This window comes from Ensifer sp. M14, from assembly GCF_003355565.1.
In the GTDB taxonomy this organism is placed as follows: domain Bacteria; phylum Pseudomonadota; class Alphaproteobacteria; order Rhizobiales; family Rhizobiaceae; genus Ensifer.
Window position 1 is genome coordinate 250,519 of the sequence record NZ_QJNR01000007.1, and the last position, 15,305, is coordinate 265,823.

A 15,305-nucleotide genomic window follows, 5' to 3' on the forward strand; every position below is an offset into this window, starting at 1 on the left:
AGGACGCTCCGTGCGCTTTGATTCTAAAGCATCTTATCCGTCTTGAGTGAAGCCACTTGAAAGCGGGATGCTCCAGTTTAGAAACCAGCCTTGCGCAGACCTTCGCCGTAATGGGTTTTCTGCCATTCCTCACGGAACGGCACGATCGCCATCCATTTCTCCAGGTTGAAGTCCGGATGGACTTCAAACGTCTTGCGCACGTATTGGCTTGCCTTTTTGCGATTGCCGAGCATTCCCCAGCTCGCTGCGGCGAGCCGATCGGCGGGAGTGGGGTCTCGCATTCGCTCGATATAGTCAACGGCCTGATCGTATTGACCAAGCGAATAGCAGGCGCCCGCAGCGGTCCAGAAATACTCGTCCGGAGCGATTGGATTGAGATTGATCGCCGCTTCGATTTTTCGCAGGCCGCCATCCGGCCGGGAGGCCTGCACGAGCGTATCGGCGTAGCTGGCAATCACATTGGCGTGCTGCGGGCTGAGCGCTTCGGCCCTTTCGTGAAACTCGATGCTCTCGTCGAATTGTCGGCTGTAAAGTTTGACGACGCCCAGTTCGCGATAACCGGCCGCAAGCGTGTCGTCGATGGCAATCGCATCTCGGGCGTGCTGTTCGGCAAGAGCCAGGAGCTCGCTGTCGCCGCGGGCGGTCAAAAGCCATTCGACGAAGTAACTGCGCGCAAGCCCGCTCATAGCCGGAGCCAGGTCGGCATTCTGGTTGAGCGCCTCGCGGAAACTCTTCCGGGCGCGCCGCACCTCCGGCAGATTGAGTTGCTTGAGGTAGCGCTGGCCAAGCAGGTAACTGCGATAGGAGCCACCATTGCCTTCGTAGGTCTTGCGCATCGTCTCGTTGCGCTCGACCTGACTGGCGATGGCGAATGCGATCTGTCGCGCGATCTCCTGGCGCGACTTCATCAAGCCGCGGTCATCGAGCGTGAAGCGGTCGGCCCAGATCACTTCGTCGTTCGCAAAGAAGATGAGCTGCGTAAACAATGTCTGGCGGCTGCCCTCATTGGTCAGGCGGGTATCGAGGATGTAGCTGATGGCGTGTTGTTCGTAGGTGCTGGCCTTGTCTGCCTGCAGGCTGATCTGGGCGGCAGTGTAGGGTGCGATCACCGAGACCGAGCGAAGTGCGCAAAGACCGATGGTGACGTCCTCGATCAAGGAATGAGCAAACAATGTTGCCGTCGCGTCGGCATTGCCGGCGCCTGGCGGCAGCAACACCACGCGCGGCGGGCGCATCTCGCCCATGGTCTCCAGCAGCGGTTCAATGGCGGCGGCCGGCAATGGCGCCGCCTTGGCAGGCACGGGCAGCGGCCCCCCCCTCGAAAGCAGCCGCGCATCATATTGCCGCCCCTCCAATGCGAGCGCAGTCTCGAGGATCTTGCGAACCTCGTCGTCTTCGGGGTTTCTCTCCAGAAGCTTGACGGCAGTCGATCTGACGAGCCTTCGATCCGGACCGGTCGCATTCTCGGCCGCGTTGATGAGGCTTTCGCGCAGGAGAGCGGCATGATCGGAGCGTTGCTGGGCGATCCAGTCGCGGAGCGCTTGGCCTTGCGATTTCAGGTCCTTGAGGAAGTCGTCGCGGAATTTTTCTGCTGCCCACCGGAAACGCGATAACGCATCCTGATCGTCGTTCCCGACGATATCGTCGAGGTCGCTCTCAATCGCATCGGGCTCCATCCGGACGGTTGATGGCGAAAAACTGAGGAACGTGTGGCCGAGTTCCTCCTGCCGCGAGGTGACGCGGGATATCGTCTTGCGCAGATTGACGAAGGCCTGACTTGGAACGACTTCGTTCCACAAGAGCTTGGCGACGTCGTTTCGGGATTGCTCGCGATGGCCGCCGGCGATCGCCTGCGCGAGAATGAGCAGACCCTTTTCGGGGAAGGCGACGTCGCACTCGTCTTCATCGACGAGACGTAACCGTCCGAGGGTCTGCAAACGAAATTTCATCTGGCTATCTCATCGGCAACCGGTTGTGCCTATCCGTGGAGGTCAGGGGCGTGCGTCGCGCCGCCATGGGCTGCGACAGCTTCTGCCTCGGGCGTCTGTGCGACAGCCGCGACCAACGAGATGATCTTCTTGCGCAGGACCGGGTCGGTAATCTTCAGGAAGGCCCGGTTGAGCGCAATGCCCTCTTTCGACGACACGAAGGACGAGATCTCGTTGGGTTCGCGCACATCGCCAAGGCCCGCCCGCGGGGTTGCGCCCTCTTCGCCTTCCTGGAAGAAGAAGCTTGGGTGAACGCCGAGAACGTCGGCAATGGCCTGTAGCCGGCTGGCGCCGATGCGATTCGTGCCTTTTTCGTATTTCTGGACCTGCTGGAAGGTGATTCCGAGTCCATCCGCCAGTTTTTCCTGGCTCAACCCGGCCATCAACCGACGCATCCTGACGCGGGAACCGACAAAGACATCAATCTGGCTGGGTGCTTTCGTGTTCACGTGTGTTTCCTCCGCATGTAGGGCGTCACCAAATCATACATATGAGTTTGCTCGAATAAATGACTCGATGCAATCACTAGGCGCCAATACACGCATAATTGCTCCGGAACGAGCTGCTACGCGCCCAGGCAGGCCCGAAGTTACGGCTGTTGTTACTGTTACGTACTTGCGCCGGATCGGGCCGGAGCGATGGTATTGAAGAATGTGGGCCCGACCCGCGTATAAACCCGCGGGCAATAAGACAGTTTCGACCACGTCGGAGATGCGAGATGCGCGCAATAAGTTTCACCCTGACCCTGCTCGCCATTGCTTCCGCTCCAGCGTGGGCAGGTCCGGCCACGACCACGGCGTCGGTCAACTTTCGGGCCGGTCCTGGCACCGGGTTCGACAGCATGGGAACGATAGACGAGGGCGGGCAGGTCGACGTCAAGGAATGTGACGATGCCGGCACATGGTGCGCCGTCAGCTTCGAGGGAAAGGATGGCTTCGTCAGCGGCAAATACCTGAGCGATGCAGATCCGAAAGGTCTCGGATGGCCGCGCGCCTACAAGACCGACAAGGGGGCGACGATCACGCTCCACCAACCCCAGGTTAATGCCTGGAAGGATTTTACCGATCTCGATGCCCTGATCGCTGCCGAGTACAAGCAGTCCGACGATGCCAAGCCGATCTTCGGTGTCATCGGGGTGACGGGCAAGACCGTGACGGATAGTGCCTCGAACGAGGTGATCGTCTCCGACATCAAGGTCGACGAAATCAATTTCTCGGTTCTCGATCGGCAGGAACTCGCCGACCTGGCATTGGACGTCGGCAAGTTGATGCCTGTCGGCACGATAACGCTGTCGGAGGACAAGCTGACCGCGAGCCTTGCCGACTATGAACGGCTCGGCAACGTCGAGGGGCTGAAAGCCGATCCGCCACCGATCTATGTCAGCAAGGCGCCGGCGCTGCTTGTCCAGACGAATGGCAAGGCGGTGTTCGCGCCGGTCAAAGGCGTTCAAGGCCTTTCTTTTGCCGTCAACACCAATTGGGATCTGTTCAAGCTCGACGCCGACAGCACCTACTACCTGCGCAACGAGAAGGCGTGGCTACAATCGAAAGACCTGTCGAATGGCTGGCAGCCAGCAATCGCGCTGCCCGATCTCTTCGTTAAGTTGCCCGACGACGACAACTGGAAGGATGCGAAGGCGGCGATCCCTCTGGTTGCCGGGGAGGGCACGGCGCCAAAGATCGTCTATTCCGACAAACCGTCGGAGTTGATCGTCTTCAACGGTGAGCCGAAGCTTGAACCGGTGCCGGGGACCGCGCTGAAGATTGCGACGAATACCGAAAGCGACGTTTTCTATTTGCCTGCGGATTCGAACTGGTATGTGCTCGTTTCGGGCCGCTGGTTCTCTGCTGCGTCGCTTGATGGCCCCTGGATTTTCGCGACCCCCAACCTTCCGCGGGATTTCCAGAATATTCCGGAAAGTGCCTCCTATTACACGGTCCGCTCGTCGGTTCCGGGTACCTCGGAGAATGCCGAAGCCCGGCTGAAGGCGAGCATCCCCGAGAAGGCCCGCGTCTCGCTCGACGGTTCGGTGAAGGTGGACGTCGCCTACAGTGGCGACCCGAAATTCGAGGCGATCCATGGAACGTCGCTCACCTACGCCGTCAACACCAACGAGACGGTGATCAAGGTCGCCGACAAGTACTTCGTGTTGAAAGACGGGGTCTGGTTCGTCGGCGATACACCGACGGGGCCGTTTAGCGTGGCAAAGGCCGTTCCCGACGATATCTATACGATCCCGCCGTCGTCGCCGGTTTACAACGCTACCTATGTCCGAGTCTACGAGACCGAGCCGGACGCGGTCTGGTTCGGATATACCATGGGATATCTCGGGGCATATCTCGCGTGGGACACGTTCGTCTATGGCACCGGCTGGTACTATGACGATTACTGGGACTATGGCTGGGCCGGGGGCTACTATCCTTATTACCCGCGGCCGGTAACCTATGGCGTCGGCGCATTCTATAACCCGGCGGTCGGTTCATTTGGACGCTACGGTTATGCCTACGGGCCTTATCGCGGTATTGCGGCAGGTGCCGCCTACAACCCGCGGACCGGCACCTACATCCGCGGTGCGGCAGGCTATGGGCCTGCCGGCGAACGCGGTTTCGTTGCCGCCTACAATCCTCGCACTGGCAACGCGGCGATCGCGCGGGGCGGGCACAATGTCTATGGCAGCTGGGGGACGGCTGCGGTCAAGAACGGTTCGGACTTTGCGCGCATCAGCGGCGGCTCAACGGCCGGCGGTGCCGCTGCCCGTTGGCACACCTCCGACGGCAATCATGGCTTTGTCGCCGGCGGCAAGGGCGGTGACGTCTACGCCGGACGCGATGGCAACGTCTATCGCCGCGATGACGGCCAATGGCAGAAGCACACGCCGGATGGATGGCAGCCGGTGCAAAAGCCATCGATCCAGGATGCGAAGAAGGCAGGTCAGCAGTTCGCAACCCAGCACCCGGACGCAGCGCAGAACCTGAACAGGCGTAGCGACAATCGTCTTGCCACGGGCGGTGGGAACGCGATCGGCAATCGCGCGCCCGACCATCTGGCGATCGACCGTGCCGGGCGTCAGATCGGCAATCAGCGTTCATTCGAGCATCAGTCATACAACCAGCGTCCGTTGAATCTCCCGAGCGGTGGCGGCTACGGCGGCGGTGGCTTTGATCGGCCCGGCGGATTTGGTGGCGGCGGTGGCGGATTTGGCGGCGGTGGTTTTCATGGCGGAGGCGGGCTCTCCGGCGGTGGTGGTTTTCACGGAGGCGGAGGCGGATTTCATGGCGGTGGTGGTGGCGGTTTCCGCCGCCGTTGATCGGAAATGGTGCACTGAAAACGGAAGTTGGCATAAACGCCGGGGACTGTGTTAGCGTTTGTGCGGATGAGGACAGGAATCGATCGGCACTGCGCCGATCGCTGGGGGTAAGATCAGTATGGCCGGTGTCGGTTCGTCGCGTGGTTTCCGGGGTGTGGTGGCCCGTTCTTTTATCTTTTTGACAGTATTCTTGGGACTTGTATCTGCGAGCCAGGCTCAGACCCCAGCGTCCACGCCGGCCACCGAGCCGGCCAAAGTTCAGCAACTGATCGAATTGCTTAACGATCCGGAGGTTCGGCAGTGGCTGGCCACGAAACAGCCGGATACGCCTGAAGGTACTGGGCCCGCGGCAGCGACGCCCGAGGCGGCGGCATCTGCCGATTCTGCTCCGGCGGCCGGGTTTGCGGCGCGCTGGACGGCTGTGCTCCGCCGCCATATGACCGGCATCACCAACGCGGTTCCGCGCATTGGTCCCGAATTCGATGCGGCGCGCGTCCGCCTCCAGGGCGAGATGGAAAACCACGGCACCGCGCCGATCCTCAAAGGTTTCTTCTTCATCCTGTTGATCGGCTACGGCGCCGAATACCTGTTGCGCTACCTGCTGAGACGAACATTGAGTTCGACCCAGTTGACCGGCCCCGCCCGCTCTATGCTCGTCAAAGTGTTGCCGCTGCTCGTGTTCGCGGTTACCGCGACCACCGTGCTTGCCGTGGCCGACTGGCCGTTGCGGCTTGAAAAGACGATCGCGCCGCTCCTTGTTGCCTGGATCGGGGCTCGTCTGTTGATCACCATTGCATCCGCCGTGCTGTCGGGTGGACCGGTCGATGCGACGGATTCGTCCGGCCGAACCGGCTATTTTTCGCTGACGGCTGAGGGTGCACGGTTCTGGTACCGCTCGTCAGCGGCGATAATTTGCATGGCGGTCGGCATATGGGGCATCGGCGACGCCATGACCGCCCTTTCGGTCTCCCCGGACGTTCGCAATTTTATTGCTGCCATTCTCGGTCTTATCGTGCTTGCGCTTGCGATCCTTACCGTGCTGCGGCGACCTGCGGGCGCTACCACGGGCTCGCGCCGTGTGGTCGGCAATATCATGATGGTCGCATTTCTCGTGCTGTTGTGGCTGCTGTGGGTGGCGGACTTGCGGGTTCTGTTCTGGATCGGCCTCTACATCATCGGCCTGCCGCCGCTTCTGCGTTTCACCAGCGCCTTTGCCAAGACGATGCTGGACACGTCGGCCGACGACGACATGCGCGTGATGCGCAACGTGTTGATCGAACGCGGCGCCAGACTTGTGATCATTGCCCTGGCGGCGGGTTGGCTTGCGCTTGTCTTCCGCGTCAACGCATCGATGATGATCCAGGACGACGCCTTCAACCGGATTTTCCGTGGTGTCCTTGCTGGTATCGTCATACTGCTGGCGGCTGATCTGATCTGGCAGCTGACGAAGAGCCTGATCAGCCTGCGCGTCAAGCATGCGGCCTTCGAAACGACTGACCCCGCCCAACGTGCCCGCAACACTCGTTTGCTGACGCTTATGCCGATCCTGCGCAACTTCCTTGCAGCCTTCATTCTGGTCGTGGCCGTGTTGATGGTGCTTTCGGGCCTTGGCGTGCAGATCGGTCCGCTGATCGCCGGCGCCGGTGTTTTCGGCGTCGCCATAGGCTTTGGCTCACAGACCCTGGTCAAGGATGTGATCAGCGGCATCTTCTACATGACGGATGACGCCTTTCGCATTGGGGAATATATCCAAAGCGGCAGCTACAAGGGCACTGTCGAATCCTTCAGCATCCGCTCGGTGAGGCTCCGGCATCACCGCGGACCGGTCTTCACCGTGCCATTCGGCTCTCTCGGGGCCGTCCAGAACATGAGCCGCGACTGGGTGATCGACAAGTTCCTGATCAACGTGTCCTACGAGGCCGACATTGCCAAGGTGAAGAAGGTGGTGAAGGGTATAGGCGCGGAGCTCCTCGCGGATCCGGAGCTGGGGCCGATGATTATCGAGACGGTAAAGATGAAGGGTGTCGAGACCTTCGGTGATTACGGTATCTCCTTGAGCTTCGCGATGACGACGAAGCCGGGACATCAGACGCAGATCAGGCGCCGGGCCCAGGCGATGATCAAGGAGGCCTTCGACAAGAACGGCATTTCCTTTGCCTCGCCGACGGTGCAGGTGGCTGGCGACGAGCAGAATGCGGCCGCAGCGGCGGCAACGCGCGATGCAATCGCCAAGAAGAATGCCGCGGTCGCGCTCGGCGAGGGCGCACCGCAGGAGTAGGTTCTCTCGGGCTGGGGAGGCCAAGATGAGACGGCTGGCATTACTTGTCCTGCTCTTCGCAATGGCGGGGATCGGACCTTCGTGGGCACAATCGGACGAAAGCACATTCCAGGCGATCACCGCCCCGCATCTGGGCGATCTCGACGTCATGGAGAAACGACGCCTCATTCGCATTCTCGTTCCATTCAGCAAGACCATCTACTTCATCGACCGCGGCCGGCAGTTCGGCACGGCCGTGGAGTTCGGGACGTCACTGGAGAAGGAGCTCAATGCGGCCCGGAAGAAGGAGATCGAGAAAATTCGCATCGCCTTCGTGCCCGTACCGCGAGCGCATCTCCTGACGGCGCTGGAAGACGGGCGCGGCGATATCGTGATGGGCAACCTCACGATAACCGAGGCAAGGCTCGCCAAGGTCGATTTTACCGACCCCTTGTTCAACGAGGCCAAGGAAGTGCTGGTAACGGGGCCATCGGCGCCGGCGATTGCCAGCCTGGACGATCTCAGTGGGCAGGAGATCCGCGTCCGGAAATCAAGCAGCTACTATGAACATCTGGCTGCCTTGAGTGAAGGCTTCGTCAAAGCCGGCCGTGCGCCGATATCGATCAAGGATATGGATGAAAACCTCGAGGACGAAGACGTGCTCGAGATGGTCAACGCCGGCCTGCTGCCGTGGACGGTTGTCGATAAGTACAAGGCCGACATCTGGGCGACGGTCTTTGCGGATATCAAGGCGCGGGAAGACATCCTGGTGTCGGACCACGGACAGATCGCCTGGGCAATCCGCAAGGATAGTCCCAGGCTGAAGGCCACGCTGGATGCCTTCGTCAAGACGCATCGCGTCGGCACGACATTCGGCAACATCCTGAAGAACACGTACTACAAGAGCGACAAGATGCTGAAGCGCGCCTATGCGCCGGCGGACGTGGAGCGCTTCCAGAAGCTAGTAGAGATCTTCCGCAAGCATGGGGGCACATACTCCTTCGACTATCTCATGCTGATGGCGCAAGGTTATCAGGAGTCACAGCTCGATCAGTCCAGGCGAAGCCCGCGCGGCGCCGTTGGCGTCATGCAGCTGCTGCCATCGACCGCGGCCGACAAGTCCGTCGGGATCAAGGGGATCGACAAGGATCAGGATCGCAACGTCGAGGCAGGATCGAAATATCTAAGACATCTTGTCGATGTCTACATCAATGACCCGCAGATCACGCCGCAGAACCAACTCCTTTTTGCATTTGCGGCCTATAACGCCGGTCCGGGAAACCTGCACAAGTTTCGGGCGAAGGCAAAAGACATGGGGCTTGATCCTGACCTGTGGTTCGGCAATGTCGAGAATGCTGCCGCCGAGATCGTCGGGCGCGAGACGGTGCAATATGTCAGCAATATCTACAAGTACTATGTCGCCTACGAACTTTTGGCGGAACACGCCCAGGAAACGTCTGCGGCCAAATCGCCGGCTGCGTCAGACGCCAGTGCACAGTAGAATGGCATCACGTCTGCTTGAGTGGCCGGCGCCGTTCTTGACGATAAGGGTAAGAGAGCTAGATGGATGATATGGCGGCAACGCCATGGGCCCTATGCGCCTCGTTGGGGCCGGCCGCAAGGAGGCACTGGTCATGGCTGAAGCCAAGCGCATGTCACGTTCAGGCAGATTTCTGCTGCTGTTTGCCGCCATCAGCCTTAGTCTCGCCAGTTGCACGACGCCAGATCTGGAGCCGATACCGGGCAGCATCACCTATGGTGGGCAACCGCGCACCAAGCTGACGAAGGCACCGGTCGGCAGCATCGTGCCGCACACCTTCATGAGCGGAAGCAGTTTCGTCAAAGAAAGCTATATCATCCAGCCCGACCGATCGCTGAGGCTCGTTCGAAGGGATTACTTCGACATCCCCGTCAATTGACGCGAGCAAAGGTTGCGCCTGCACGACCCGCCGCCGTTGACACCATACCAGGAAGACGAGATAGCTCCGCCTGCATGAAAATCGCCTTCTACGCACCGCTGAAATCGCCCAGCCACCCTGTTCCGTCCGGCGACCGGTTGATGGCGCGCATGCTGATCGATGCGCTGGGACGAGCCGGGCACGAAGTGTCGATCGCAAGCGAACTGCGCAGCTTCATGGCCGACGGTTCCGAGACGCAGTTTGCGTTGACGATGGCAGCGGCCGCGGGCGAAACAGAGCGTCTTCGCAAGCTTTGGCTGGCAGGAGCGTCGCCCGATGCCTGGTTCTGCTACCACCCCTACTACAAGGCGCCGGATCTGATCGGGCCGGGACTTGCGGCCGAGTTTTCCATCCCCTACGTCACTGCCGAAGCCTCCTACTCGTTGCGGCGAAACGAAGGTATCCGCGCCGTCGCGCAACGCCATGTGCTTGCCGCCATCGAGCAGGCCGCGGTCAATATCTGCCTGACGCAGCGGGATCGCGATGGCCTGGTTGAGGCGGCGCCCGCATGTCGGCATGCGATGCTGGCCCCCTTTATCGATACGACGCGGTTCCCATCGGTATCCCCCGGTGCCGTCGACGAATGCCGTCTTGTCACCGTGGCGATGATGCGTAGCGGCGACAAAATGCACAGCTATCAGATGCTTGCCCGTTCCCTTTCCATGGTTGCCGATCGCCCTTGGACCATGACCATTGTCGGCGATGGGCCGTGCCGGCCGGATGTCCGCGATGCTTTTGCCGCGTTGCCGGCGGGTCGGCTGGCATGGCTCGGCGAAAAAGACGCGAGCGAGATCCCGGGCATCCTCGGCGAAAGTGCGCTCTACCTTTGGCCTGGCTGCGGCGAAGCCTACGGATTGGCCTATCTCGAGGCGCAGGCGGCGGGACTTCCGGTCATCGCGCAAAGGACGGCTGGCGTGCCGGAGGTGGTGCGGGATGGCGTGACCGGGCTGCTGACGCCGGAAGGCGATATCAATTCCTATGCAGCCGCGATCCGCCACATGATCGATCAGCCGGAGACTCGCCGACAGTTTGGCGAAAACGCCCGCCGCTTTGTTCACGAAGAGCGATCCTTTGCCGCCGCGGCAAGACGATTGGACGAGATTTTCAGTCAATTCCTGGAGTAGATTTCGTGACCGTTGATGCGAATTGGCAATTGCTCGTCGATGAACTCGATCGCGTCCATGCGCGGGGGCGGCAAATCGACTTCTGGTTGAGAGACGACGACGCCGTCGAGCCGACCACGCCACTCGACCGACTTCTGTCGCTTGCAGCAAGCCATGCGGTGCCCTTGACACTCGCCGTGCCGCCTGCGCCGGCAACCGAAGCGCTGGCGCGGCATCTCTCGGGCCGTGCCGATATCGGAGTGGCGGCGCATGGCTGGGCACACCGGAACCATGCGCCGAGAGAGGAAAAGAAGCAGGAACTCGGTGCGCATCGCCCCCCGGCGGTGGTCCTCGATGAACTGCGATGCGGCGTAGAGCGCCTGAAGGCGCTTTTTCCCGAACACTTCGTCCCGATGCTCGTGCCGCCATGGAACCGGATCGACGCGGCTCTATCGCCACGGTTGCCCGAGATCGGGTTTTCGGTCCTTTCGGTTTTCGGTCCGGAGAAGCCATCGCCGTTCCCGCTCGTCAATACCCACGTCGACGTCATGGACTGGCGCGGCACGCGGGGATGCAGAGACCACACGTTGATCATTGCCGATATCGTCGAGCGCATACGGCAGGTCTGCGGCGACGTGGAGGGCAGGGAGGATCAGTCGGGCGGCACGCTCGGGCTTTTAACCCATCACCTCGTGCACGATGCAGCCGTGTGGGATTTTCTTGAAAAACTCTTCACCGCCACATCAGGACATCCCGCGTGCCGTTGGCGCCGGACAAGAGACCTTACAGGTCTATAGTCTGGCCGTCGCGGGCGGCAAATGCGCCGGCGAAGAGGGATCGCACGTCGATTTCCATGGCGTCCAACTGTGCATCCGTTCGCGCCGGGTCGTGATGGAACATCGCCAGGTGCTTGACGCCGGCGGCCATCGCAAGGCGTGCACCATGGACCCCGGTCGAATGCCCAAAGCCCCGATAATACGTCATCTCGCTTTCGAGATAGGTGCAGTCGTAAATCATCATATCGGCGCCGGCGATAAGTTCCAGCACCGCAGGGTCGAGGATGCCGGGTTCGTGTTCCGTGTCGTAGACAAGCGCTACGGCGCGACCATTCCATTCGACGCGATAGCCAACGCATCCGCCGGGATGGGTGAGGCTCGTTGTGCGGATCGTCACGCCGTCGCGCGGCGTCAGGACGTCACCCGGCTTGAAGTCTATGCCTTCGAGGCTCGCCTGACAGATGTCCGGATCGACCGGGAACCACGGGGGCCGCATGAAGTCGCGGATCATTTCCTTTGTGGTCATCAGACCGTGCAGATGCCCTGACCAGAACCGCACCGACGACTGGCATTTGTAGATCGGCTTGAAATAGGGCAGGCCGATGATGTGATCGTAATGGCTGTGGGTGAAGAACAGATCGTAGTTGTCGACGCCTTCGGCGATCAGCGAAGCGCCGGCTTCTCGCAATCCGGATCCGGCATCAAAGAGCAACACTTCCTTGCCGCACCGAATTTCGATGCAGGATGTATTTCCCCCATAGCGAAGGAACTGCTCGCCGGAGACCGGCAAACTCCCTCTTACGCCCCAGAACCGCACTCGAAAGTTGTCTTCTTGCATTCCTGTTTCGGCTTTACGCTGCCCACGCAGACCTGGTTGCCTGCGCTTGCCCAATAGACAAGCACATATGCCCCCCCCCTGCAATGCCATGGGTTATTGTTTAGACATTAACCTTATCGATGCTCACACATGCGCCGCTGTGCCCGAGGTAACAGCGGCACGGTGGAGCGCCGCGATAAGTGGCAGACCTGGCCTGTCTAGCGATAGCGCGGTCCGTTCACCGCCTGTGTTGCCGTGCCGTAACGGACAAGCCACATGAAACTTTTTCTTGCGGTCTCGCGTGGAACATCTATCGACATAGCCGACGGTCAGCAGGTCGGAGGACCCATGGCACAGACAGGCGAAACAGGATTCTACGACAGCGTGCCGCTCTTCGATGTCTTCGAAGGCGTGGCAGACGAGGCGAATTATCGGGCCTTGCCTGATGACTGGGTGCTGGCCCTTGCGGACATCGTCAATTCCACCGGGGCGATCGCCGAAGGTCGATACAAGTCCGTGAACATGGCTGGCGCGAGCGTCATCTCGGCGCTGATGAACGCGTTCGACGTGAAGTCGATGCCGTTCGTCTTTGGCGGCGACGGAGCGTTGGCGGTCCTGCCGGCATCGATGTCTGGGCGCGCGAAGGATACGCTTTCTGCCGTCAAGACCTGGGTGCTCGAAGAACTCGGTCTGGAACTGCGCGCCGCACTGGTTCCGGTCAGCGATGTCAGGGCCGCCGGCCTCGACATGCGTGTCGCGCGCTTCAAGGCGAGCGAGGATGTTTCCTATGCGATGTTTGCCGGTGGCGGAGCAAGCTGGGCGGAAGCGGCAATGAAGGCGGGTCGATACCAGGTGGAGGCCGCACCGCCGGGCACGCGACCAGATCTCACTGGTCTTTCCTGCCGTTGGAACCCGATCCAGTCGCGTCACGGTTCGATCGCGTCCATCATCGCGGTGCCAGGCGAAAAGGGCAGTGGACCCGAGTTTCAGGCGTTGATCGCCGATATTGTCGCCCTCGCCGACGAGGAGGAACGACACGCGCACCCTGTACCCGAACTCGGACCCGAACCGCGGTTCTCCATCCAGGGCATCGAAGCCGAATCGCGCGCGCGGTCACCCCGAGGAGGGCGCCTTCTGGCGCGCCTGTGGATCACGCTGCAGACATTGGCGCTGTTCGTCTGTTTTCGCATGGGTTGGAATCTGGGAACGTTTGATACCAACCGCTACAGACGGGACCTCGCCAACAACACCGATTTTCGCAAGTTCGACGACGGTCTCAAGATGACCATCGACATTAGCGCCGCGCGCCTCGCCCTGATCGAAGCTCGGTTGCGCCAGGCCGTAGCGGCCGGTGTCAGTCGCTACGGCCTGCATCAGCAGGATTCCGCACTGATGACCTGCATCGTCCCCACGCCAATGAGCCGGGACCATATGCATTTCGTCGACGGAGCCTCTGGTGGCTATGCGGTTGCCGCTGCCAAGTTGAAGGCGGCCTTGGCTAGGCCTTGACGATGTGCGTGCCGGTCAGTCCTTGGCGGTGAAATACGTTGCGGGTATCGACGATGAGCGGTGAGGCTGCGGCAAGCGCGGCGTAGTCGACCTGGTCGTGGTCGGTCGCCACCAGCACGGCATCGAACTGGCGTATCGATTGTTCGTCGAGTGCTACGGATCTCCTGCCCTTCAGGGCGCTGTATTCGCGCGTCGACGGAATCTCGGCAACATAGGGATCGTGGTATTCGCAATGACCGCCGCGTTCCTCGATCAGTTCGATCAATTTCAATGAAGGGCTTTCGCGAATGTCCGGCACGTTCTTCTTGTAGGCGAGGCCGATGACGAGGACTGTCGATCGGCTGAGCGCCTTGCCCTGGTGGCGATCGAGCGCCTCGGCGAGCCGGCTGACCACGTGCCGCGGCATCGCCGAATTGATCTCCCCCGCCAGCTCGATGAACCGGGTCGGCAATTCGTACTCGCGCGACTTCCAGGTGAGGTAGAAGGGGTCGATCGGGATGCAGTGACCGCCGAGGCCGGGGCCCGGATAGAAGGGCATGTAGCCGAACGGCTTAGTCTTGGCCGCCTCGATCACTTCCCAGACGTCGATGCCCATGGCCTCGAAAACAATCTTCAACTCGTTGACGAGGGCGATATTGACCGAGCGGAAGATGTTCTCCGTCAACTTGACCGCTTCAGCGGTAGCATTGGACGATACCGGAACGACCGTCTTGACGACGGCACCATAGAAAGCCTCCATCAGGCTTGCGGCGAGCGGTCCGTCGCCGGCGACGACCTTCGGGATGCTCGTCGTCTCGTAGACTGGATTGCCGGGGTCTTCGCGTTCGGGCGAAAAGCCGACAAAGAAGTCGAGGCCGGATTTCAGGCCTGTTTCTTCGAGAATGGTGCGCACGACGTCATCGGTCGTTCCTGGATATGTCGTCGACTCGAGAACGATGAGTTGACCGGCCCTCAACGTCGCAGCGATCGCGCGCGCCGTCTTTTCGACGAAGGAAAGGTCGGGGTCGCGGTGTTTGGTCAGCGGCGTCGGCACGCAGATTACAATGACGTCGCAGCCGCCAAGCCTTTCGAAATCCGTTGTCGAGCGAAACCGTCCGGCCGTCGCTTGCTCGGCAAGGACCGTGTCCGGGACGGCAGCGATATACGATTTGTGCGCATCAAGCGTTGTGATCTTTGCCGGGTCGATGTCGAATCCAGTGACGGAAAAGCCCGCGCGCGCCGCTGCGATCGCCAGCGGCAAGCCGACATAACCGAGTCCAATGACGCCGACATGGGCGGCGCGGGCCGAAATCGACGCCAGCAGCCTTTCGTGGTGGGATGAGGTCAAAGTTCGGTTCCAGCTCTCGTGAATGGGAAGCGCCAACTTGGCGACATGCCGTGGTTTGTTGGATAGAAACAGGCCGCAAGTCAAGCGCGGCACCTCTGCCCGGCAGTGACCACGCTTGGTGAGCCAGCCATCAAATCTTCGTCTGGCCGGATGAACGAATAAAACTTGTCGCACCTCTGGAAATTGCAGAGGGCCATCAATATCTGCAGCATAGAACGGCCGCATTCCGGGTGCCTGCACGTCATCGACGCTGGAATCGGTTG

11 protein-coding genes are annotated in these 15,305 nt (G+C 60.8%); 7 read left to right on the forward strand and 4 right to left on the reverse strand.

The annotated features are described in order from the left end of the window. Nucleotides 1-77 precede the first annotated feature (77 nt). Nucleotides 78-1,949, reverse strand: coding sequence for an SARP family transcriptional regulator (locus tag BLJAPNOD_RS22925; RefSeq protein ID WP_115421600.1), 1,872 nt, complete (start codon nucleotides 1,947-1,949; stop codon nucleotides 78-80). Nucleotides 1,950-1,978: 29 nt separating this feature from the next. After that, nucleotides 1,979-2,437 carry a helix-turn-helix transcriptional regulator gene (locus BLJAPNOD_RS22930; RefSeq protein ID WP_077502009.1) on the reverse strand — a complete coding sequence of 153 codons (459 nt, stop codon included), beginning with the start codon at nucleotides 2,435-2,437 and terminating at the stop codon, nucleotides 1,979-1,981. 269 nt (nucleotides 2,438-2,706) lie between these two features. Here BLJAPNOD_RS22930 and BLJAPNOD_RS36440 point away from each other — a divergent pair, with 269 nt between their 5' ends. The 6 genes from BLJAPNOD_RS36440 to BLJAPNOD_RS22960 all read left to right on the forward strand — a co-directional run bounded on the left by BLJAPNOD_RS36440 (nucleotide 2,707) and on the right by BLJAPNOD_RS22960 (nucleotide 11,410). Continuing rightward, nucleotides 2,707-5,295, forward strand: a complete 2,589-nt coding sequence (locus BLJAPNOD_RS36440) for an SH3 domain-containing protein (RefSeq protein WP_115421601.1) — start codon at nucleotides 2,707-2,709, stop codon at nucleotides 5,293-5,295. 118 nt (nucleotides 5,296-5,413) lie between these two features. Beyond that, nucleotides 5,414-7,573 carry a mechanosensitive ion channel family protein gene (locus BLJAPNOD_RS22940; protein WP_077502005.1) on the forward strand — a complete coding sequence of 720 codons (2,160 nt, stop codon included), beginning with the start codon at nucleotides 5,414-5,416 and terminating at the stop codon, nucleotides 7,571-7,573. Nucleotides 7,574-7,598: 25 nt separating this feature from the next. Then, nucleotides 7,599-9,053, forward strand: a complete 1,455-nt coding sequence (locus tag BLJAPNOD_RS22945) for a lytic transglycosylase F (RefSeq protein WP_077502003.1) — start codon at nucleotides 7,599-7,601, stop codon at nucleotides 9,051-9,053. 133 nt (nucleotides 9,054-9,186) lie between these two features. Next, entirely contained in the window at nucleotides 9,187-9,471 is a 285-nt protein-coding gene (locus tag BLJAPNOD_RS22950; protein WP_244611056.1) for a hypothetical protein, read from the forward strand. Nucleotides 9,472-9,545: 74 nt separating this feature from the next. Beyond that, on the forward strand, nucleotides 9,546-10,634 hold the full coding sequence (locus BLJAPNOD_RS22955; RefSeq protein ID WP_115421602.1) for a glycosyltransferase family 4 protein: 1,089 nt from the start codon (nucleotides 9,546-9,548) through the stop codon (nucleotides 10,632-10,634). Nucleotides 10,635-10,639: 5 nt separating this feature from the next. Beyond that, a complete protein-coding gene (locus BLJAPNOD_RS22960) occupies nucleotides 10,640-11,410 on the forward strand; it encodes a polysaccharide deacetylase family protein (RefSeq protein ID WP_115421603.1) in 771 nt (256 codons plus the stop codon). Here the strand turns inward: BLJAPNOD_RS22960 and BLJAPNOD_RS22965 are convergent. Beyond that, the gene (locus BLJAPNOD_RS22965) at nucleotides 11,397-12,227 is read right to left on the reverse strand and encodes an MBL fold metallo-hydrolase (RefSeq protein ID WP_077501997.1); all 831 of its coding nucleotides are present in this window, start codon (nucleotides 12,225-12,227) and stop codon (nucleotides 11,397-11,399) included. The two genes, BLJAPNOD_RS22960 and BLJAPNOD_RS22965, sit on opposite strands and share 14 nt — an antisense overlap. A gap of 327 nt (nucleotides 12,228-12,554) precedes the next feature. Between BLJAPNOD_RS22965 and BLJAPNOD_RS22970 the strand changes: the two genes are divergently transcribed. Then, nucleotides 12,555-13,715 (forward strand): DUF3095 domain-containing protein, encoded by a 1,161-nt coding sequence (locus tag BLJAPNOD_RS22970; protein ID WP_115421604.1) that lies wholly within the window; start codon nucleotides 12,555-12,557, stop codon nucleotides 13,713-13,715. Here the strand turns inward: BLJAPNOD_RS22970 and BLJAPNOD_RS22975 are convergent. Then, on the reverse strand, nucleotides 13,705-15,042 hold the full coding sequence (locus BLJAPNOD_RS22975; RefSeq protein ID WP_199566016.1) for a nucleotide sugar dehydrogenase: 1,338 nt from the start codon (nucleotides 15,040-15,042) through the stop codon (nucleotides 13,705-13,707). The two genes, BLJAPNOD_RS22970 and BLJAPNOD_RS22975, sit on opposite strands and share 11 nt — an antisense overlap. Nucleotides 15,043-15,305: the final 263 nt, after the last annotated feature.